Annotated in this window: 20 protein-coding genes and 1 pseudogene; 9 read left to right on the top strand and 12 right to left on the bottom strand. The window is 67.6% G+C overall.

Annotated elements, in window-relative coordinates; genetic code table 11:
• Window positions 1-37 precede the first annotated feature (37 nt).
• From ASF78_RS08195 to ASF78_RS08225, 8 genes are all read right to left on the bottom strand, one after another.
• Complete coding sequence (locus ASF78_RS08195; RefSeq protein WP_056586630.1) at window positions 38-634, bottom strand: hypothetical protein; 597 nt, start codon at window positions 632-634, stop codon at window positions 38-40.
• 259 nt (window positions 635-893) lie between these two features.
• Complete coding sequence (locus ASF78_RS23390) at window positions 894-2,270, bottom strand: TniQ family protein (RefSeq protein ID WP_082494863.1); 1,377 nt, start codon at window positions 2,268-2,270, stop codon at window positions 894-896.
• Window positions 2,267-3,817: a hypothetical protein gene (locus tag ASF78_RS22330; protein WP_156374075.1), complete on the bottom strand. Its 1,551-nt coding sequence runs from the start codon at window positions 3,815-3,817 to the stop codon at window positions 2,267-2,269. Before ASF78_RS22330 ends, ASF78_RS23390 begins: the two co-directional genes overlap by 4 nt.
• Window positions 3,814-4,869 carry a hypothetical protein gene (locus ASF78_RS08205; RefSeq protein ID WP_156374076.1) on the bottom strand — a complete coding sequence of 352 codons (1,056 nt, stop codon included), beginning with the start codon at window positions 4,867-4,869 and terminating at the stop codon, window positions 3,814-3,816. Before ASF78_RS08205 ends, ASF78_RS22330 begins: the two co-directional genes overlap by 4 nt.
• Before the next feature lie 7 nt (window positions 4,870-4,876).
• Window positions 4,877-7,012: a Mu transposase C-terminal domain-containing protein gene (locus tag ASF78_RS08210; protein ID WP_056586639.1), complete on the bottom strand. Its 2,136-nt coding sequence runs from the start codon at window positions 7,010-7,012 to the stop codon at window positions 4,877-4,879.
• Entirely contained in the window at window positions 7,009-7,941 is a 933-nt protein-coding gene (locus ASF78_RS08215) for a hypothetical protein (RefSeq protein WP_056586642.1), read from the bottom strand. The genes ASF78_RS08210 and ASF78_RS08215 overlap by 4 nt, the downstream gene beginning before the upstream one ends.
• Window positions 7,942-8,681: 740 nt before the next feature.
• Window positions 8,682-9,266 (bottom strand): DapH/DapD/GlmU-related protein, encoded by a 585-nt coding sequence (locus tag ASF78_RS08220; RefSeq protein ID WP_056586644.1) that lies wholly within the window; start codon window positions 9,264-9,266, stop codon window positions 8,682-8,684.
• A gap of 29 nt (window positions 9,267-9,295) precedes the next feature.
• The gene (locus tag ASF78_RS08225; protein WP_056588365.1) at window positions 9,296-10,171 is read right to left on the bottom strand and encodes a helix-turn-helix transcriptional regulator; all 876 of its coding nucleotides are present in this window, start codon (window positions 10,169-10,171) and stop codon (window positions 9,296-9,298) included.
• A gap of 142 nt (window positions 10,172-10,313) precedes the next feature.
• Between ASF78_RS08225 and ASF78_RS08230 the strand changes: the two genes are divergently transcribed.
• The 3 genes from ASF78_RS08230 to ASF78_RS08240 all read left to right on the top strand — a co-directional run bounded on the left by ASF78_RS08230 (window position 10,314) and on the right by ASF78_RS08240 (window position 12,409).
• Window positions 10,314-11,333, top strand: coding sequence for a zinc-dependent alcohol dehydrogenase family protein (locus tag ASF78_RS08230; protein WP_056586646.1), 1,020 nt, complete (start codon window positions 10,314-10,316; stop codon window positions 11,331-11,333).
• Between the two features lie 193 nt (window positions 11,334-11,526).
• On the top strand, window positions 11,527-11,937 hold the full coding sequence (locus ASF78_RS08235) for a cyclophilin-like fold protein (protein WP_056586650.1): 411 nt from the start codon (window positions 11,527-11,529) through the stop codon (window positions 11,935-11,937).
• A 58-nt stretch (window positions 11,938-11,995) separates the two neighbouring features.
• A complete protein-coding gene (locus ASF78_RS08240; RefSeq protein ID WP_056586655.1) occupies window positions 11,996-12,409 on the top strand; it encodes a cupin domain-containing protein in 414 nt (137 codons plus the stop codon).
• A 495-nt stretch (window positions 12,410-12,904) separates the two neighbouring features.
• On the opposite strand, the gene ASF78_RS08245 is transcribed toward ASF78_RS08240, so the two are convergent.
• Window positions 12,905-15,013, bottom strand: a complete 2,109-nt coding sequence (locus tag ASF78_RS08245) for an AAA family ATPase (RefSeq protein ID WP_056586658.1) — start codon at window positions 15,011-15,013, stop codon at window positions 12,905-12,907.
• A gap of 79 nt (window positions 15,014-15,092) precedes the next feature.
• Entirely contained in the window at window positions 15,093-15,947 is an 855-nt protein-coding gene (locus ASF78_RS08250; protein WP_082494864.1) for an SDR family oxidoreductase, read from the bottom strand.
• A 115-nt stretch (window positions 15,948-16,062) separates the two neighbouring features.
• Here ASF78_RS08250 and ASF78_RS08255 point away from each other — a divergent pair, with 115 nt between their 5' ends.
• Window positions 16,063-16,665, top strand: coding sequence for a TetR/AcrR family transcriptional regulator (locus ASF78_RS08255; RefSeq protein ID WP_056586662.1), 603 nt, complete (start codon window positions 16,063-16,065; stop codon window positions 16,663-16,665).
• Between the two features lie 147 nt (window positions 16,666-16,812).
• Here the strand turns inward: ASF78_RS08255 and ASF78_RS08260 are convergent, their stop codons facing one another.
• On the bottom strand, window positions 16,813-17,448 hold the full coding sequence (locus ASF78_RS08260; RefSeq protein ID WP_056586666.1) for a pyridoxal 5'-phosphate synthase: 636 nt from the start codon (window positions 17,446-17,448) through the stop codon (window positions 16,813-16,815).
• A gap of 285 nt (window positions 17,449-17,733) precedes the next feature.
• Here ASF78_RS08260 and ASF78_RS23395 point away from each other — a divergent pair.
• The 5 genes and pseudogenes from ASF78_RS23395 to ASF78_RS08280 all read left to right on the top strand — a co-directional run.
• Window positions 17,734-17,931 (top strand): annotated as a pseudogene (locus tag ASF78_RS23395) (MerR family transcriptional regulator); the annotation flags it as partial.
• A gap of 35 nt (window positions 17,932-17,966) precedes the next feature.
• Complete coding sequence (locus tag ASF78_RS22985; RefSeq protein WP_235518446.1) at window positions 17,967-18,470, top strand: hypothetical protein; 504 nt, start codon at window positions 17,967-17,969, stop codon at window positions 18,468-18,470.
• A 75-nt stretch (window positions 18,471-18,545) separates the two neighbouring features.
• Entirely contained in the window at window positions 18,546-18,851 is a 306-nt protein-coding gene (locus ASF78_RS08270; protein ID WP_056586675.1) for a hypothetical protein, read from the top strand.
• Between the two features lie 27 nt (window positions 18,852-18,878).
• A complete protein-coding gene (locus tag ASF78_RS08275) occupies window positions 18,879-19,217 on the top strand; it encodes a rhodanese-like domain-containing protein (protein WP_056586679.1) in 339 nt (112 codons plus the stop codon).
• Window positions 19,218-19,236: 19 nt separating this feature from the next.
• Entirely contained in the window at window positions 19,237-19,569 is a 333-nt protein-coding gene (locus ASF78_RS08280) for a YnfA family protein (protein WP_056586682.1), read from the top strand.
• Window positions 19,570-20,111: 542 nt separating this feature from the next.
• Here ASF78_RS08280 and ASF78_RS08285 read toward each other — a convergent pair.
• Window positions 20,112-20,702: an HD domain-containing protein gene (locus tag ASF78_RS08285; RefSeq protein WP_056586686.1), complete on the bottom strand. Its 591-nt coding sequence runs from the start codon at window positions 20,700-20,702 to the stop codon at window positions 20,112-20,114.
• Window positions 20,703-20,708: the final 6 nt, after the last annotated feature.

A 20,708-nucleotide genomic window follows, 5' to 3' on the forward strand; every position in this document is an offset into this window, starting at 1 on the left:
CGACGGCGACGGATGGCCCCGGTTTCCTGAGACTCTCCTACGGGTGTACCCAATCCGCTGTGCAGTAGCCCTTCGTGACCCGACTTGCGGAGGGCATCGCAGTTCCGCCGCCCCACTCGAGGGTGGCGGACGCTTCTGTTCGCAATACGAGCCCTTGCCCCGTGGGGTCGGCGTCGTTCGCTTCTTGGGCGAAGACGTAGGTCCAGTCGTCAGTGCTTGACAACTCCCAACCCGCAGCCTGCTTTCCGCAAGCGTCGCTGACGACGGCTCTTGCTTCCTCCACATGGGCAGCCATGTGCTCGTCCTGAGTGAGTGTCGGTACCGGGTCGGGCTGACCGTCCTGCCAGAGCCACCAGGTACCCCACCCGAGGAAGGCCAGCAGGCAGATCCCGCCGCCGAAGAAGAGGGTCGTGCCCGCCCTAACGAGGCGTTCCTGGCCACCGGGCCGGCTGAGCGTCGCGACGATCACCGCTGCAAGCGCGACGGAGGCCGCTACGCCCCACGGCCAGATGGGCTGGCTGAACTTCGAGCAGATGAACCATGCCGGAAGGAAGAGGACCAGCGACCAGCGGGCGAAGCGTCCTGGGGCTGCCCTGAGGGCCGCGCGCTCGCCGGTCGGCGCTGGTGCGGTCATGGGTGGTCATCGGCATCCGAGCGGACCGACGTGAGCGGCCTGTTGCGGGTCGCCTGCGAAGCTCTGCTCATCTCTATCGGCAGTCACCATCCACTCGACGTCAGACCCTGAGCCGAGGCGACGACGAAGAGCGAGCCGATTGACCCACATGGCGCGCGAACACTGGCAAGACGTTGCTCGGGCTCTCGGTGATCGGCGCACGTCGAGTTGGCTAGCAGGCAGAGATTCTGTGAGGCGCAAGGACCCTTCTCCATCCTAATCAGGTAGGCAAAGGCACAGCGGCTCGGCGCCCGAAGTCGCCGAGATCCCTCGCACTGGTCGCCGGGAGGCGGGGGCGCAAAGCGACCCGTCCTGACTGCCTCGTTAGGGCGCGAGCGTACGCAAACGCAGCCTCGTTCAGCTCGAACTCGCTATCGCCGCCGAGGGTGCGCAGCGTGTGCCGCACGACGCGCGGGGCGTACGCAGATTCCAAACCGATCAGTTCACCGGCCTCGGCCCACGTCCTGGCGCCAGCGAGGCGGGCGACCGCGAGCCCGAGGGTTGCGCTGCGCATGGGTAGCTCTGGGTGTTGGGCGTGCCGCCACCGCTCCGGCAGCCAATCGACGTCCGCCAGGGTCGGGACAGCGTCAGGTTCGAGGTGCACGAGCGTGAACACGTCGCGGTATATGCGTGAGAGCTGCGCCGATGCTCGGCCTCGCTCGTGAAACCAGCGCCATGCGATAGGCGCGACGGGCGAGTGCGACGGCACGTGGTCCCAGATTCGCGCCTCGCCCCACCCGGAGACCGGGGCGACCAGGGCGTCGAAAGCATCGGTCGCGTCGAGCACCGTGGGTGCCTGGAGGACTGGAGCGCCGGCTGTCACTGCCGCTAGCAGCTGGGCGGCGCGCGGCGGCGGAGTTAGCAGGGGCCGGCGCGACCACAACCCGTCGATCGGTGCCGTCGCGGCGGCGTACAGGGCACAAAGGGCTTGGGCGCTCGCTAGGTAGGTTGCACCGGCGACCGGGCGACCCCACAAGGAAAGTTCGCCTCCACGTAACGCATCGAGCAGGACGCTTTGGAGCTCGAGTTCAGTCGCGGTGAGCTGCCGCCCCGTGGGCAGCTCGGACCAACGGGCGCCACACTGACACGCGCGGCCGGTTGCAATGTTCGTGCGGGCCGCGCGGCGAACGACGAGGTCGGGTCGGCGGCCGCAGCGAGTACAGGCGTCGGTGAGAAGTGTCCCGTGCCATTGGCACCCGAAGGCCCAAGCCAGTTGCCAGTAGTTCATCCACGGGCGTCCTTCGTTGACGCACGCTGGGCAGACTCGCGTTCCACCCATGAACAGCCACTGAGCACGCTGCGCGTCCCGGTGGGGTGCCGCGGATCTTGGGCGACGAAGCATCGACAGGTCGATGGCGGCAAATGATTCGATGAACAGGGCGCGGACGTCGGGCTCGTCAAGATCGAGGGCATCCATCACGCGGCCCAGTGCAGGCGGCTGAAGGAATAGCGGTAAATAGGGCAGCGTGTGCCCACTGGGGCACAGTCCGAGATACCGATATAGGGTGCGCGGGCGCAAGGGCATTCTCTCGCATATGCGCAACAGATACCCGGCGAATGCTTCGCCGGGTACGGGCGGGAGATCAACCGGAATCACGGTGGGATCTCCCCCTCATCGTGCGGCCATCGCCGCCAGACCTCTGCAACCGGGATCGTTCCAGCGACGTGCCGGTCAAGTCGATCGCGGCTGTCCGGACTAGCGTTGCGCCGTCCAGCCAGTTCACCAGGCAACGTTGCAATGTACTGGCACGCCCAACGTTCCAAAAGCCATTGCCGTACCGCCGTAATCGGCTCGGTCGCGAACGCTGGCCAAGTTGTCGTGGCGGCGGCGACAACAGAGCCATCGTTAAGGACGCGAGCGGCCCGTTCCGCGAAGTCAATGTGGCGGTCGGCGATGCGTTCGCGCGTCCGAGATATCGCTGACCAGAACGGACCGTCTGCGCCCATGTACTCGAAGTACGCAGCAAGATGGCCCGCCTGTGCGCCTATCGCGACGGGTAGTCGCAGTGCCTTGGCCGTGTCGCGCCACGCTGCAGGGTCCGGAGGCATTGCCGCACACACGGCTGCCAGGACGCGAGCACGGTCGAGGGGGACCAGGCCGAGCGCGTCGAACACGTCTGGTGTGATCTCGCTGATCGGAACGACCTGTGGAAGGTGAGTTCGGCCGCCGCAGGCGTGCTTCGCCGGTGGCGCCACAGGCTGCCCCGCGGTCGCGACCGCCAGACGGTGTGCCGCTGCGACTTTGTCCGGTCCGGAACCGTAGGGGTCGAACATCGGTGGCCTGGACGGTCGTGGACCGACAACGTGCTGGCGAAGGACTGCGTGCCGAACCTCGGAGTGCTCTGCGGCTGCTGCAGGGGACAAGGCATAGAGCGTGTGCGCAGCGGCCATGAGGTTGCCGAGGTCTTCGGCATCTGCATTGATGAAGCCGCCGGTGATCAGCGCACTGGCTCCTCCGCGACCGCGGTGTAGCCATTCGGCCCAGCGGAGGACGTCGCGACAGGCTGATGCGGCCGAGCCAACCTCGCACGCTGCATCGATGAGTTTCATTAGCGCTGCCTGAGTTGTCAGATGTGCGGAACTCACGATCCCGGCGCGGGGCCGGAGCGCGAGCCGGCACGCGCGCGTGGCCGAGGTGCCATGACCCAGAGCAACACCCCGAGTTCCAGCCGCGAATCGCACAGTCTCCGGGGTCACTAGACCCCCGCAGCGAGGGCATCGGGTGTGGACGTACTCAAGGTGCCTCGTGCAGGCGAAGATCAGGCCCGTGCGCCACCGGAGATCCCAGTGTCCCCCGAGAACGCATGACGCACAGAACACGCCGCCGTCGATCAGCGATGGCGCAGCTGTCGCGGTTCCGGCCGACCCCGCCACTCCGGGACCACCGAACAGACCGCCCGGGAAGCGCCACATCGTCATCTGCTTGATCTGGTCGGGCTCCATGGCGAACAGAAACCCAACGGCTTCTACGACGTCATCGCTGGGAAGGCCGGACAGGCCATGCAGGTCGTTGGGGAAGGGGAGCGACGACCACCGTCGGCCCGACTGCATGAGCGCGCGCACGCTGGAGAACACCTCTGTCACGCGGAGGAAGTAGCCGCCGAGCTGTTCCCATGGTTGCGGTGGGAGGTCGATCGGGATCATGTCGCCCTCGGAGAGGTCCGGGTGCTCAGCATCGGGCTACCGGAGGCGGCCGGCATCGTCGGAAGCTTCTCCATGCGTTGCCGGATCGCCTTCTCGTATGCGAGACGCGGCTCCCAGATGGTGTCTAGTGCAGCTTCTCGAAGCACGTCGTACGTGCCGCCGAACAGCCCGCTAGTTCGCTCGTACAGCAGGTCACGAAGGTCCTGTGCCCTCAGGCCATCGACAGGGTCCTGCCGGATGAGGTGGAACTGCTGGATCAGAGCGCTGGTCGACCGGTCCCAATCGGCCCGCCGACGCGCAGCGCTCAGCTCGAACTCCGACGAATGCGGCCTCGCCCGCCTCTTGATCTGTCGAGCCGACGACCCTGCGTCGTCGTCGGCACCAGCAAGCAGAGCGCTCTTCGACATTGGCGCGAGGCCGATGAAGATGAGTGAGCATGGCATGCCCGACAAGAGGGTGTTGATCCCGTCTGGAATCCGTCCAGAGCGGTCTGGACGCAAGTTGTGAGCGTTGTCGATGAACGCCGCGCGAAAATCCATTCGCTCAGCGTTGTCGCGCAGATCGGTCATCCGAGCGTGCACTTTATCGGTATTCCCGTAAGGGAAGCAGAGGAAGTCCTGAACGTTGCGGACGATGTCGTTCTCGCCCCAGTGGCGACCGATCTGGGTGTAGGCGAAGGGTCGACGCGCTCTTTCAGGGTTCGGCCAAGCCGGGTCCGTCATTGCAGTGTGCCACATGGTGAGCGCTTCGAACATGGTGCTGGTGGTCTTTCCCGCCGTTTCAGGGCCCTCGAGAATGATGCAACGTTGTTCGGTGTTTGCTCCCCTATTGGTGTCGATGAGGCGAGGAATCGCCGTGCGCATATCCAATCCCAGCCGGGTCTCCACGAACGGCTGCGTCTGGGTGCACAAAGCGGCAAGCGCCGGATCAGAGCACTCCGGATCCTCGAGCACGCACGAGCCGGCGTGGCCGTCGAGATGCTTGTTGCGAGTACGTGCGTCGTAGTCGGCCCAGATCTTGGGCCACATAGTGAGGCTCAGCCATCGATTCATCGGGTCGTCACTGCTCCCAGGCAGGGCGGCCTTCGATGCGGTCTAGCTCCTGGCCTATGAAGTCGTCCTCGGCGTCCTCTTCGAAGTTGTCAGGATCGACGTACCAACCGTCGCCGTCGAGATCGATGGCCTGTTCGAACAGTCCCGTGTCGAGGCCATCCATGTTGGCGCGGATGTACCGATGGAAAGCGAGGCCAAGCCGCTCCTCAAACTTGCGATCACGCTTCGGCGCCTCGACGTACTCCTGACCCAGCAGCAGCGATAGCGCTTGGTCCTTCTGCTTCTGGGACACGGTCAGGTTGGGTTCCGGGTCGCCGGCGGCACGGCGCGCGATCGCCTGCTCGAACGGCACCGCGGACCGGACCTCCTTGCGGTAGGTCCAGACCATGTAAACCCGGCCGGTCCAGGGATCCTCCACATAGACCCGGGTTGGGTCATACGGGTCGAACATGACGACGAGGTCGGGACCGATCGGGCCGCGCTGGTGATCCTTGAGGCGCATCAGAGCCTCTCCGTCGTATCGGTTGTGATTGAGTTCGATCCCCTTCTCGCTGGCACGGATGGTCACCCGGGGAAGGAAATCAAAGATGGTCAGCGGGTTCCGAAGTACCGACGGCGCGCCACCGTATCGGACGAATCGACGGTATTTCTCTGCGGGGCAAAGAAGTTCGCCTGGGCTTTCCTCGTCGGGCAGTCCCCCATGCGGCGCGTAGTTGTACTGGTGGATGATTCGGCGATCGAGGTCCAACTGCAGTTGCCGCATCGTGCGGCCTGCGAACTTTTCGGCATCCTTTCCTCGGTGTTCCGGGCGACCCCCCTTCGCCCCAGGAAAGGCGGGCGTCCATGACGAAAGGGTCCTATGCCATGATTCAACATTCCCCTTTTGATGCCCTTTACCCGGGGCGCAGAAAAGGGAGTGGATGCCGAGGCGTGTGGCGAGCGATGAAATGTAGAAGTTGTCTTCCAGCGCTCCTCGGTCCATCGCGATGGTCTGGATGGCACGAGGGCCCGGAAGCACTATGGGCCTGCCTGACTTGCTGTTCGGGGTGACTTCAGGAAGCGCGATCGCCGCTGGCACCCCGTGCCAGTACCGGGGGATGCCCGGTGGGGGCGCGAGTGCGGGTGGGGCGGCGTTGAGCGCCCGGAAGAAGGCGACGCACACGTCCCGTGCGGTGGCCGGCAGGGGGACGAGCATCGCGCACAGCACGAACTTGTCGTAGACGTCGATGAGAGTGACGCACTCCATGCTGAACCAAGGCGCGACCTGGGACGTCCCGTAGACGTCGATGCGGGTCAGGTCACACTGGATCAGTTCGCCAGGTCGCGTCGCGGTGTACTGCTTCCACATCTGTTCCTTCGGCGATGAGAGCCGGTTCTCGCGCGCGCGGGCGGTGCCGTCAAGGCCCTTCCCGGCGCGCGCGATCTTCCACAGCCGCGTGTATCCGCTCTCGGGGAAGCCGTCTGGTGCTGAGATGCCAGCGACGTCAAGCCTGGAGCGGAACATCGCGATCTGGAACCGCAGCGATGAGTCCGGCTGGTGGCGCTGGGCCAGCTCCTCGGCGAGGGCGCGCGCCACGGGCATCATCTCCCTGGATGCGCGAGCGACGATATCAAGCTCATTCAGCTTGTCTGCCGGAATGAGGCATTCGATACCGTCGCGGCAAAAGTCCTTCAACTTTGGGTGCCAGTATTTCGGAACCCAATGTGGAAGGGACTTGTCTGGGTTCTTCTTGAGTTCCTCGACCTTATTGTGGATCCGCTCATTGAGACTGTTGGTCAGCGCGGGGTCATATTCCGGTCGGGGCACGTGGTCTTCCCGCGGTGCGTGGAGCATGCCGCCCGGGTCACCATGTAGCACTTCGAGCATGTGAGCGGCCGTGACGCGGAGCCGGTGTTGTTCCACCTCTTCGAGCAGCGGAAACTTCGGGTCGCGGATGAAATCCCAGTACGGGCCGCGCGGGGGCGTCGGGACCGCCTCCTGGAGCTCGGGCATCGCTTCGTCGTACGGGACGAGGTCGTGGCTGCCGTCGCGCTCAAGTACCGCGTAGGGCTGGTCTCCATGAAACTCGATGCCGAGGTACGTCACACCTGCGCCCTCGCTGAACCGAGTCCCAGGTCGCAGCGCGATCGCTTCGTCGTTCATCGGCCAACCACCTCCCAGGTGTGCCGGACGGGCGGCACCAGACCGCCGAGATGCATGACGGTCGTGTCCTCGAGGTAGTCGTCGAGGTCGAAGGTGTACTCCCTACGCCACAGCCTCGCGGTTGCCCGGGACGTTCCTATCCAGTCGCCGCCCTCCAGGTTCGCCAACGTCCAGAACGACAGCAGGTCAGGCGCAGCCGGACCGAGCTGCGGCTCGCCGGTGAGCGTCTCGCGCTGCCCCATCAAGTACCGGAGGTTGCGCTGCCTGGGCAGCGAGATGTCGTCGAGCCCGACCTCATGACGCCACCCGAACATCTCGCAGACTAGGGAGATCAGGTCGTACTGAAGACGGCGGCGCTCATGCAGGAATCGACGAGCCCCGACGCTAACGATTGTGATCTGGCCGTTGTACCTGAAGATGAAGTCTGGATAGGCGTACACGTACCGTCCGCTGAACACCTCCCACTCAAGCCGCAGCACCTGGGCATTGATGTCCAGGACGCCGGCCCACTCGAGCTCGCGAAGGTGTGCTGCTTCCAAGAGCGACTCGTGCCAGACCCGATAGAAGCCTTGCGGGTCCAGGATTGGGTACATGCCCACGTAGTTCTTCATCGTCGTGTAGGCAGGCGGTCGCCGGACGGGGACGAGCTCACGCATTGGTATGCGTTCGACATCGACGACGCTCAGTTCCCGTGCCAGCTCGCGTGGACGGCCGATCATGCGGACCGTCGACGCGATCGCCCGAAGCACAGCGACGCGACGTGCCCCAGCGACGAGTTCATCCAGGAAGGCCCACGCCCCCCGACTGGGCGGCTGTCGCACGAAGATGCTGCGGCGTCCGCGCTTGGCAAGGATGAGCGGCGGCGGCTGGTAGACGCCCCTGATCCACGCGCCTCCACGAGCGTGGTCCCGCACGATGGACGAGCGCATAGTCAAGCGCCTCCTCGAAGTCGCGGCTAGTCGGGTGGACTCGGGAGTCCGTCATGGCTAGGACGAGCCCGTCCGGCCTCGACCACTGGCGTCGCCCCGCGTGCTAGGGGGCGCGAGGCGGGCGACCTGAACTTCGCCGCGCGTGCGGGCCCGGTGGCGCCGCCCGCCGAGGTAGCCCCCCTGCTCGCCGGATCCGACCCGGAGAACCTCAAAGCACTCCGCGCCGTGCGTGCCACTGATCCCTGCGTACGCGATCGCCCTCACAAGTCAGAGGGTGCAGGGGGGCACCGTTGTCTTCAAGAGACTAGACAGTGGGGTATAGGTCCGGGCGCGCATGAACCTGCACGTCAAGCGGCTGCGTCTCTAATCGCGAAACAATACGTCTCATCGCGAAGCCGGAGGTCGTGGGCCCGAACGCACGCACCACGGTCAGCTCCTGGGACTGCTGAGGCGGTGTTCAGATCCAACCTCGAGGTCGGTTCAGACTGGCCCCAGCGCCGAGCGGCGCCGGTTCAGATCCTGGGCGCTCGGCAGCACCTGCTGTAAACCGAGGCTCTGCCTAGTTTTCGCAATCGTGCAGATACGTTTCGTAGGTAGCGGTTTGTCGAGATGCGGGCTCTACTTTGCACAACCCCCTTCGCGCTTCGCACACGGCGATGTGGCATGGCGCGGACGCAGCTGCGTAAGCGATCCCGACTATTCCGATACGACGCTCGGTGTTGGCGAGAGGTTCCGCGAGGTTACTCGGCGGGGGCGTCGAACCCTGTGGCGCGGATCGGTCGGGCTGGGACGCCGGCCACGATGGTGTTGGCGGGTACGTCCTTGGTGACGACAGCGCCGGCGCCGACGACCGCGCCGTCCCCGATCGTCACGCCGGGGACGATCGTTACCCCTGCGCCGAGCCAGACCTTGCGGCCGATGACGACGGGCGCGGGAAGCATGTCGGCACGCCGGGCGGGGTCTTCCGCGTGGTTGAGGGTGACGATGGTGCTGCCGTGGCCGATGAGGGTGCCGTCCCCGATGGTGATGCCTCCGGCGTCCTGGAACATGCAGCCCATGTTGACGAAGACGTGCTGGCCGAGTGTGAGGTTCTTGCCGAACTCGCAGTAGAACGGGGGGAAGACTGTCACTGACTCCGGGACGGGTCGGCCCGTCAGCTGCGCGACCAGATCTCGGACTTCCTGCGGTGTGCGGTAACCGGAGTTGAGCTCCGCGGTGATCCGCAGGGAGTCCTGTGCCGTCTGGTGCAGGAAGGTGTGGTGTGCGGAGCCACCCTCGATGACGGCTCCGGTCCCTACGTGGTCGAGGAAGTCGTGAAGGTTCATCTGCCGTTTCCTGAGGTCCATGGGGGTTGTCACGAGGACGTGTTGGCGTGCGGGAGGTCTGCCCCCCAGGACGCGAGCAGGCGGAGGCGGTCGGCCGACGGGGACCCGGGTTCTGCGGTGTAGACCATCAGCACCTGGCCGGGCTCGGCGGTGATGGCGAGCTCTTCGTAGGCGAGGGTGAGCTCACCGACCACGGGGTGGTGGAATCGCTTGGTTCCCGCTCCGTGGGTGCGCACGTCATGTGCACCCCACAACCGGCGGAAGGTCTCGCTGCGTGTGGAGAGTTCGCCGACCAGGTCTTGCAGGCCCTTGTCGTGGGGGTCGCGGCCGGCCTCGGCACGCATGATCGCGACGCACATCTCAGCGAACAGGTCCCAGTCGGGGTAGAAGTCGCGGGCGGTGGGATCGAGGAACTGGAACCGGGCGAGGTTCGGTGTGCGGCCGCCGTCACCGATGACCGGTAAGTAGAAGGCACGGCCGAGCGCGTTGGTCGCCAGTAGGTCCTGCCGCTGGTCGCGCACGAACGCGACCCCGTCGGTGATCGCCGACAGTGCCCATTGCAGGCTCGGTCGGGGTGCGGCCGACCGTGTCCCGCGGCGGCGAGCTCGTCCCGACGACGGGATGCCATCCGCGGCGCGGGCGAGGTCGAACAGGTGCGCGCGCTCGGTGTCGTCGAGCTGCAGGGCGCGCGCGACGGCGTCCAGGACGGAGGCCGACGCCCCGCCGATCGCGCCGCGCTCCAGCTTGGCGTAGTACTCCACACTCACACCCGCCAAGGCTGCGACCTCAGTGCGGCGCAGGCCCGGCACCCGCCGGTTGGTCCCGCCGATGACACCGGCGTCCTCGGGAGTGACCTTCGCGCGCCGCGACATGAGGAACTCGCGCACGTCTGCTCGGTTGTCCATGCTCTCGACGGTAGGCCCGGTGAGGTCCGTGAGGGAGTCCACGGTGAGAGGTGCACTGGCAGTACACCTCTCGTCAGGGACTCCCCGGCGCCGCAGGTACGCGGTTGCCTGGCGGGCACACCGATAGAGAGGCACCACCACCATGCGCGCAGTCGTCATGTACGCCCCGGGCGACGTCCGGGTCGATCAGACCGAGCGGCCGACGATCGTCGAGCCCACCGACGCGATCATCAAGCTCACCGCGACCTGCATCTGCGGGTCCGACCTGTGGCCCTACCGCGGCGCGGACGACGTCGACCACCAGCCGATGGGTCATGAGTACGTCGGCATCGTGGACGAGATCGGCTCGCAGGTCACGACGGTCAACGTCGGCGACTTCGTTGTCGGCTCGTTCTTCTCCTCGGACAACACGTGCGAGATCTGCCGGGCCGGCTACCAGACCCACTGCGTGCACCGCGGACCCGGGGCGGTCCCCGGCGCGCAGGCCGAGTACGCGCGGATCCCCCAGGCAGACGGCACCCTCGTCGCGACGCCCGCCATGCCGGACGACGACCTGGTCCCGTCGCTGCTGGCTGCCTCGGACGTGCTCGGCACCGGCTGGTTCGCCGCCGTCGCGGCCGAGGTCGGCCCGGGCAAGACCGTCGCCGTCGTCGGGGACGGTGCGGTCGGTCTGCTCGGCGTGCTCGCAGCCAAGCAGCTGGGCGCCGAACGGATCATTGCGATGTCGCGTCACGGGGACCGGCAGGCGCTCGCTCGCGAGTTCGGTGCCACCGACATCGTCGAGGAGCGCGGCGACGCCGGCGTCGAGCGGATCAAGGAGCTCACCGGTGGACTCGGGGCGCACAGCACGATCGAGGCCGTCGGCACCCAGGAGTCGATGATGCAGGCCATTCGCGCCACCCGGGCCGGCGGGCACGTCGGGTATGTCGGCGTCGCCCACGACGTGTCACTGCCCGGTGAGGACCTGTTCTTCTCCGGGGTCCACCTGCACGGCGGGCCCGCGCCCGTGCGCCGTTTCCTGCCGGAGCTCATCCGGCTCATCTGGGACCGCGAGATCGAGCCCGGCAAGGTCTTCGACCTCGCGCTGCCGATCGAGGAGGCTGCCGAGGGCTACAAGGCCATGGACGAGCGGCGCGCCACCAAGGTGCTGCTCACGTTCTGACGAACTTGATCGAGTACGCACGCGCGTTCGCGCCGTGCGGGCTACTCCTTCGACGCGCGAGAGGCACAGAGTGCGAGCAGCATCGACCAGAGCCACCCTCATCGTCGTCGCCGCGTTGATCGGGCTGAGCCTCGCAGCCTGCACAGACGCCCCCACTCGTGAGCCGGACCCGACTACCGAAAGAACATCGACCGTGGCACCCTCCCCGAGCACCACGCCGGACTCGACCGCAACCACGCCGGGAACGGCCGTCATCGTCACGATCGGCAGCACCACGCTGCGGGGGCAGCTGTGGGACAACGTTGCCGCACGCGATCTAGCCACACGCCTGCCGCTGACAGCCACCTTCCGCGACTACAACGCCATCGAGAAGACAACCCACCTCGAACTGGCCCTCACCATGGAGGGCATGCCTGTCGGCGACGACCCGAGCCCTGGCGAGATCGGCTGGTACGCGCCCACCTCGGACCTGGTCCTGTACTACGGCGACGTCGGCTATTGGAACGGGATCGCACGCCTGGGCTCCTTCGACAGTGCCGGAATCGAACTTCTCGCGGCGGGCTTGCGCGACGTCAGTGTCACCATCGCGCCCGCCGACGGCTGACCGCCGTCGAATCGGCGCCGGATCGAATGCACATCACGGAATGGAAGGAAGAGAGCCCATGATCTTCACGCAGAGCGGCGGGCAGACCGGCGCCGGACCCGCCTACTGGTTCACCGGCACCGTGTACATCGACACCATCCGCACTCCCGACGCGCAGACCGCGATCGGGTGTGCCCACGTGCGGTTCGCACCCGGTGCGCGCACCGCCTGGCACACCCATCCCAGAGGACAGACGCTCTACGTGACCGACGGCATCGGCTACGTCGCCCGGCGGGGCGGCGAGATCCTCGAGATCCGTCCCGGCGACGTCGTCTACATCGAGCCCGGCGAGGAGCACTGGCACGGTGCCACCACGGACCGGTTCATGGCGCACGTCGCGATGCAGGAGGCGAACCAGCAAGGCCAGGTCGTCACCTGGCTCGAGCACGTGTCCGACAGCGACTACAGCCGCGGCTCGTCGGGACGGGCGTAGTCGGTCGCGTCGTCGACCTCGGGCGCGGTCGTCGGCCGGGGGAAGGTCACGCGGTGGGAATCCAGACACGCAGCCGAAACACACGAAATAGCGCAGAACGCGGGAGCCTGACCCGCTGCGCGGGATGGCAGGCTCGTCGGCGGGTTGTTGTTGTCACCAGCGTCGGACGGTAGCCCGCGGCATGAGCGGTGAGGTGCTGCAAACCGAGGCGACAGACGTCGAACGCCTCGACAACCTCGATGATCGGTTCGTGCGCATCTCGGACGCCCACGATCACCTGCTGTCGGAGCCTGACCCGCTTCCCCTGACACCTGCCGTGAGGTGGCGACGTCATCTCCGAGAGGAGTCCCGGATGCCTGCAGCCAAGCCCCCGGACACCAGTACAAACGGCTCCGTCCGGGACACTGCGCGTGGCCGACGGGCAGATCGTCGAGTACTGGCACAACGGTGACACCTCGACGCAAGAAGCTGTCGTGCATATCGACGCGAGGCCGATCAGCCGGCCAATCGCACTTGGCCCAGCTCCTGGGTGCATCGGGTCAAGGCGACGTACAGGCCGTTCCACCCGCGCGGTTCTGCGGCGATGCCGTCGGGGTCGACGACCAGGACCGCGTCCCACTCCAGTCCCTTGGCCTCGGTGGCGGCGAGCACCACGGCAGTCGGCATGCGCTCCTGCAGTTCTGCAACACGCGCGACGGGTGCGACAACCCCGACGGTGCCGCCGTGCCAACGAGCTTCCATGGCATCCACGTGGCGTGCGACGGTGCCCGCAAGGTCGTGCTCGGCGGTCGTGGTCTCCCAGGGGTCCACTCCTGATTCGCGGACCGCGCGAGGCGGCTCGTTTCGGCTTCCGGCCCGGACCAGGACGGCAGCGGTGAGAGCCATGACCTCGCGCGGGGTCCGATAGCAGATCGTCAGGTCCCTGCGGCGCCAACGATCGCTGAACACTGGCGTGATCGCTTCGTCCCACGTCGTGTGTCGATGCGGTGCCTCGGCCTGGTCGATGTCACCCACCGCGGTGATGGACCGGGATGGGACGCGGCGGGCCACCATCTGCCACTGCATCGCCGAGAGCTCCTGCGCCTCGTCGACGATGACGTGCCCGTATGCCCAGTCTCGTTGCGAGGAGGCGCGGTCCGCGACGAACTCGCCCTGGTCGGGAGCCGTCCCGGTCGGTCCCAGCAGCTCCGCGACGGAATCGAGCAGCGCGATGTCGCTGGGTGCGAGGCGGGCCGCAGCATGGGTGATCAGGTCCCGCTCCTGCTCGTCGAGCCAGGGGACGAACTCGCGCAGCAGCGCGTCGTCCCGGAGGAACGAGTCGAGGACCTGTCGGGGATCGCGCAGCGGCCAGAACCCGTCGAGCACGCCGGCGACGTCCGGATCGCCCACGATCCTGACACGGAGCTGCTCGATGTCGGCGTCGGTGAGGGTGCCGTCGACGTGGCCGCCCGTGGCACCCGTTCGGAGACCCCGACTGTCCGACCTCGCCAGACCGGCGTCCACGCGGGTGAGGATGTCCTCGAAGCCCTTCTCCACGTCGGCGAGCAGCTCCTGCTGGCGTTCGACGACAGCATCGGCGAGCAGATCGTGCACGTTCTCGTCGAACCAGCGCCGCGCCGCGTGCAGACCGCGTCCGGACGCTGCGCCTTCCACGGCGCGGCGGATCCGCTGCGCCGACAGGGTGTAGCGCTCACCGTCCAGCAAGAAGTCCAGAGCGGTCGGGGCTGGGAGGAGTGAGTGGACGTATCCCGTCAGCGCCGACTGCCACATCGGGCGTCCCTTCACCTCCGCCAGCTCGCGGGACTCCTCGCCCTCGACCGCGATGCCGGGCACGAGCGTCTCGCAGGTCGCGGCCACGACCGCTGCCTCGCCCAGTGCCGGCAGTACCTGGGCGATGTAGTCGAGAAAGCGGCTCGACGGACCGAGGACCAGTACGCCCTGCCTGGCCAGCTCCGGATGCGTGAACAGAAGGTATGCGGTGCGGTGCAGCGCGACAACCGTCTTGCCTGTCCCCGGGCCGCCCTGCACGACCAGCACACCGTCGGCCGGCGCGCGCACGATGTCGTCCTGCTCGCGCTGCAGCGTGGCGACTGCTGTGCCCATCCGACCGGTCCTGCGCGCAGACAGCGCCGACAGCAGCGCGCCTTCACCGACAAGATCACTGGACTCGCTCCCGTCGTCGAGCGGCTCGTCGTCGACCCGGACCACCCTGCGACCCTCGGTGCGGATGTGACGCCGGCGCCGCTGGCCCTGCGGGTCCAGCGGCGTCGCGGTGTAGAACGCCCGTGCCGCGGCAGCTCGCCAGTCCAGCACCAGCGGTTCGGACTCATCGCTCGAACGCGGAACTCCTACTCGTCCGAGATGGTGGGTCGATCCGTCGACCGCATCGAGGCGGCCGAAGACCAGACCGTTCTCGGCATGCCGCAGATCTGCGTGCCGGCGCCGAAGCATCGTTGCGCGGGCGGCCTCCACGGCGTCGCGCGGAGCTGCCTCGAGCTCGTGTGCGACCTCACGCAGCAGCTCGTCTCTGCGCACGTACGCCAGGTCGACGAACTCCTGCTCGACAGCCATTGCTTCGGCCTGTCGGGTGGCTACCTCAGCCATGGGACTCCTCGAGACATGTGATCGGACGATGAGACGTGCACTTCGGTAGAGCGCCAGGTGGATGTGCCGAGGATGCGGTTCACCGGCCGCCTTCGGGCTGCGGCACGGCATGTTCGGCGGCACGGCTGACCTGCTCCCATGCGGCCCAGGTCTCGATGCGCTGACGCGAGACATCATGCGCGAGGTCGTAGGCCATGCTTCCGAGAGCAAGCCGCAAGGGCGGTGCATCGGTGTCGACGAGGGTGAGCATCGCCTCGGCGGCGAGCCGGGGGTCGCTGTCCACCGACCCGTCGGCCCACTGCCGCTCGAGCTGGGCTCGCAGTGGTGCATACGGTTCGGCCGGGCTCGTCGAGACCATGGCCGTGTAGAGGTCGGTCCAGTAGCCGCCGGGCTGCACGATGGTGACCTTCACGCCGAAGGGTGCGGCCTCCATCGCGAGCGCCTCGCTCATGCCTTCCAGCGCGAACTTGCTCGCGCTGTACATGCCGGTGCTGGGGAACCCGCCGAGGGCGGCGACGCTCGAGATCTGCAGGATGTGGCCCGATCCCTGGCGACGTAGGTGCGGCATCGCGGCCTGGCTGACCCACAACGCACCGAAGAGATTGACCTCGAACTGGGCTCTCGCCTGCTCCTCGGTGAACTCCTCGACCATGCCCATGGACAAGTTGCCAGCGTTGTTCACCACGACGTCGAGTCGGCCGAAACGGTCGACGGCCGTGGCGACGGCGGTATCGACCGCGCTCTTGTCGGTGACGTCCACGCTCAGCGCGAGAACTCGGTCGCGGTGCTCAGCGTCGAAGGTGTCGGCACTCGCCGTCCGTGCCGCGACGACCACGCGATCGCCGTGCTCGAGGGCGACGACGGCGAGCGCGCGGCCCAGACCACGGCTGGCACCGGTGATGAACCACGTACGAGAAGGGGAAGGCTGGTGCAAGTGACGGCTCCTCAGATAAGACGAGACGGTCCGTCTCGTTTGGCTCCTCAAGATAGCGCAGTACGGCGCGTGTAGCAATACGGAACGTCTCGTCTTGTTGGAGTACCGTTGCCGGATGTCGAAACCGGATCCCGCCCGGCGCAACGAGAGCTCGCGTCGCGCCGTCCTCACCGCAACGCTCGACCTCCTTCAGGAGGTGCCCTACGCGCAGCTGAGCATCGAGGGCATCGCCACGCGGGCCGGTGTGGGCAAGCAGACCATCTACCGGTGGTGGCCCTCCAAGGCGGCGGTCCTCTTCGACGCGTTCCTCCTCCTCAGCGAGGCGGATGGGGGGGAGCCTCCCGAGCTTCCCGACACCGGTGACCTCCGGGCCGACCTGATCCTGGTGCTGCGGGCGACGGCGACCGAGCTGGACAGTCCCCAGCTCGCAGAGCCGATGCGCGCGCTGGCCACCGAGGTCGCGCACGACGCAGGGCTGGCCGCGTCGTACCACGAACGTCTCGACGCCCCGCTCAGAGAGGCCAAGCGCCAGCGCTTGCGCAGCGCGCAGGCGGCCGGCGAGCTGGCGGACGACCTCGATCTCGACGTGGCCGTCGACATCATCTGGGGACCCGTCCTCAATCGTTGGCTCCAGCACGGCGGTCCACTCAGCGACGTCTACCTCGACGCACTCGTGGACACCGCCCTCAGCGGTATGCGCCCCCGACGGGCGCAGTGACCCACCAACGTCGCGACCCGGGCGGTGAAATTGACCGCGGGTCGTGCGCATTCGGGTCTGGTCAACCTACGACGCCCGGCCCTGGCCACGCTGTCGTGCATATCGACGGATGTAGCCAGGTGCCAGCTGAACTCGTGCGCCCGGTGTTCAGGGCTGGAGGCGCGTGACTGTCCACCCCGTGCTGGACGCGGCGTAGCTCAGCCGACGGTGCATGCGATCCGCACGCCCGTGCCAGAACTCGAGGAGCTCGGGCGCCAGCGAGAAGCCGGCCCAGCCAGGCGGGCGTGCGATCTCCTCGCGTGTCGCGAGCAGGTCCGTGACGCCGCGCCTCAGCTCCAGCTCGTCGGCGAGAGGCTGACTCTGCCTGGACACGACTGCCGCTGCTCGGGCCTCACGCGTTCGGCCGGCGAACAGGATGTCGGACTCGTCATCGGTGAGCTGGGACACCGGTCCGCTGACGTTCATCTGCTGCAGAGTCTCCCGCCAGTAGAAGGTCAGGCTGGCGTGCGGGACGCCGTTCAGGTCCCGGCCCTTACGGCTGCGCACGTGGGTGCCGAACAGGATCCGCCCCTCGGAGATCTCCTTCACGAGGATCGTCCGACTGGAGACGGTAGCCCCGTCGGTCGTGGCGAGGGTGGCAGCCCGCGGTTCGCGCACACCCCGGTTCTCGGCAGACGCGATCCACTGGCCGAGGACCTCCAGCGGGTCAGCCGGGGGCTGGTCGAACTCTGGCAGGACGAGGCTCTCATCGCCGGACAGGGTCTGAGCGTTCTGCAGCGGCATACTCACGATCTGCGCCTCCTTGGGCGTGGGGCTCGATCAACCGCGCCGTTGCGCCGATCACCTGCTCCAAGGACGGTACGCGACGGGACGGTCCGAAGGTGCATCCCGTGGCGTCGCCTCAGGCCGCCAGCGTCCTGGGGGCGTGACGAAGAGTCGTCCTCGGCTGGTACCGAGCCCGCACACCGCGCGACCATCGCTGAGCCTGGCGCCCACTGATCAGACTGCACACTGTGACTGGGGACCGGGCTTGACCTTCGATTCGAGTCGAAGGTTTACGGTCGCGGCATGAGCTACCGCATCGCTGAAGTCGCAGAGCTCGTCGGGGTGCCTGCCACCACGCTGCGCTACTACGAGGACATCGGCCTGATCGACCAGCCGGCCCGAGGCGGCAACGGGTACCGGTCCTACGATGACGCCGACCTCGCCCGGCTGCGGTTCATCACCGCGACCAAGAACCTCGGCATCCCGCTGGCCGACGTCGCCGAGCTCGTGAAGGCCTACGACGTCGAATGGTCGCCGTGCGTCTGGCCGAGACCCAGACCCGCATCGGGGAGCTGGTCGCGTTGGCCGCCCAGCTGCAGACCGTCTCCGCCCGACTCGCGAACGCACCGACCTCGGGTCCCTGCGGGGACGGGTGCCCGTGCGCGACCGCGGCGCCCGAGCCACTGGCCGACCGACGCACGTTCGTCCCGCTGACCCGCGCACCGGTCGTCGCTGCACCCGACGTACCGGTGATCGCGTGCTCTCTGGACGCCAGATCTGTGCCGGACCGCATCGACGACTGGCAGGCGCTGGTCGCCCGCGCGGTGAGTCGTGCGCCGATCGACGGCGGCGTGGCTCTGCAGTTCGTGGCCTCGCCGGAGCTGGTCGCGGAGGTCGCCCGGCTCGCCGCTGCCGAGCAGGACTGCTGCACCTTCTTCACCTTCACCCTGACGATGACCACCGGTCAGGTCCGCCTCGAGGTCCAGGCACCGCAGGACGCCGCCGACGTCGTCGCGGCCATGTTCGGCACCGCTGCCTGACTCTTGCCTGCTCGACCGGCGCCCGAACGGGTTCCGGCCGCGATCACCCTTGCCCGCACCCACCCAGGAGACAGTATGAGCACCCCGACCACGCACGACCACACAACGACCACCCCCACGAGCGGCGCCAAGAAGAAGGGCCTCCTGGCCGGGATCGGGATCGCGGTGGCCTGCGCCGTCGCGTGCTCGCTGCCGCTGATCGCCGCCGGCGGACTGGCCGCAGGAGTCGGGGCCTTCCTTGCCGGCGGCGAGGCGGTGGCCCTCGGCGTGGTCCTCGTCGTCGGGGCGCTGGTCGGCGCCGCGCTGTGGGTGCGCCGGCGCCGCGCCGCAGCGGCGTCCAACACGTGCGCCACCGGCTGCGGGTGCGGCGGCGGCTGCTGACCACGACCACCACCTCAGGAGCCCAGCATGCCCACCGTCATCTCCCGCGAGGACCTGCTGCGTGCGATGAGCGCGGACACCATCACCCTCCTGGAGGCCTTGCCCGCAGCGCACTACGCCGCCGAACACCTACCCGGGGCGCTCAACGTCCCCGGCGACCTGACCGTCGAGGACGCAGCACGCATCGCACCCAATCCGCACCACACGGTCGTCGTCTACTGCTCAGGGCCCAGCTGCCGCCGCTCCACAGTCACCGCCGCGGCGTTGACCCGCTTCGGGTACACCGACGTGCGCATCTACGTCGGTGGCAAGGCCGACTGGTTCGCCGCCGGTCTACCGATGGAGCGCGCCGCGGCCGCGAGCTGACCTGCGCGAGACTGCTCCCATGACCGTGCTGCGCTCCCTGCTCCTGTTCGCCGTCGCGGCCGTCGCCGAGATCGGCGGTGCCTGGCTGATCTGGCAGGGCGTGCGCGAGCACCGCGGCGTTCTCTGGATCGGCGCCGGCGTGGTCGCGCTCGGCGCCTACGGGTTCATCGCCACCCTGCAGCCCGACGCGAACTTCGGCCGCATCCTGGCCGCGTACGGCGGGATCTTCGTGGCCGGCTCCCTGGCCTGGGGCATGGCCGTCGACAAGTTCCAGCCCGACCGCTGGGACATCATCGGTGCCGCCATCTGCCTGCTCGGCGTCGCCGTCATCATGTACGCACCCCGCACCTGACAACGCTCCGGCGCCGCACACCCGGTGGGAACCCGCAGAGGCGTTCCCTACTGTGACCGGAACACCGTCACGGTCGCGGGTCGGTCAAAGTACGACGCTCACCATCGGGCAATGTCCCGTGCATCTCGACAGTACGTAGCACCACCCACCTTCGCGCTGCCGACTGAACACCGGCGAGACAGTCGGGGCCCACCAGGGACCAACCGAGGTGACAACGAGGACACGACTAGGGCGTGTCTCCCAGGAAGTCCGTGTCGATCTCCGCTCGGCCAGCTGGGCCTCGAGAAACTCGCGCTCGAGGGTCCGCGAGGCGCGCTCGCCGAACTCGATGCCCCCGCCGGCCGGCCGGTGGAACGTCCGTCCCGTTCTGGGTTCGACGACCTCATCGACGAAGAGCTGCCCGGTTTCGGGGCGACGGATCACTGCGAGGGCGACAGCTCGGACGCTTGGCACGTACGGAAAGTAGCGTGCAGCAGCGTGCCATCGTGGTCAGCCGGTAGATCCGTTCTCGCCGGGGCCCGATGGTCGTTCGGCGTGGGATGTCAGCCCGTGATCGGGTGGCTGTTCTGGAACGCCAGTCGCTGGTCTGCGCCGGCAGCCAGGTGTCCGAGATGGTCGTCCAGGTCGAGGAAGACCTGCCAGGGCTCGTGTCCGGATTCTTGGACCAAGCGGTCTATCAGCAGCTGCTCCAGCTCGGGGACGCGCTTGGCCTTCCATGTCTTGTCCGCGACGCTGACGAGGAGGTCCTCGACCTGGATCCCAGGCCCGGCCCAGTCGCCGTGGGTCGCGGCGAAGCGGGCCAGCGACGGGTCGATTCCCGCATCGAGCAGCAACTGCTGCCCGGCTCGCTCGTGCAGGCAGCCGGGCCCGGACAACTCCTCGATATGGCGGACCTTGCCGATGTCGTGAGTGGCGGCGCCGAAGTGCACGGCATTCCGGTCGAAGGTAACGGCGGGGTGCTGCCGGGCCAGCCACGCGCTGAGCTGAGCAGCAACGTCGTGGACCAGGCGCAGGTGCGCCGCCAGACGTGGTGGCGCCGCAACCTCAACGAGCAGGTCGGCACACGCCGGAGGCAGAAGTGCCACGGGCGGGTCGCCGGGATCCTCAAGAGCCCACTGCAGCCTCGTGCCCACGGGACG

The sequence above is a fragment of the Cellulomonas sp. Leaf334 genome (genome assembly GCF_001424195.1).
GTDB lineage: Bacteria > Actinomycetota > Actinomycetes > Actinomycetales > Cellulomonadaceae > Cellulomonas.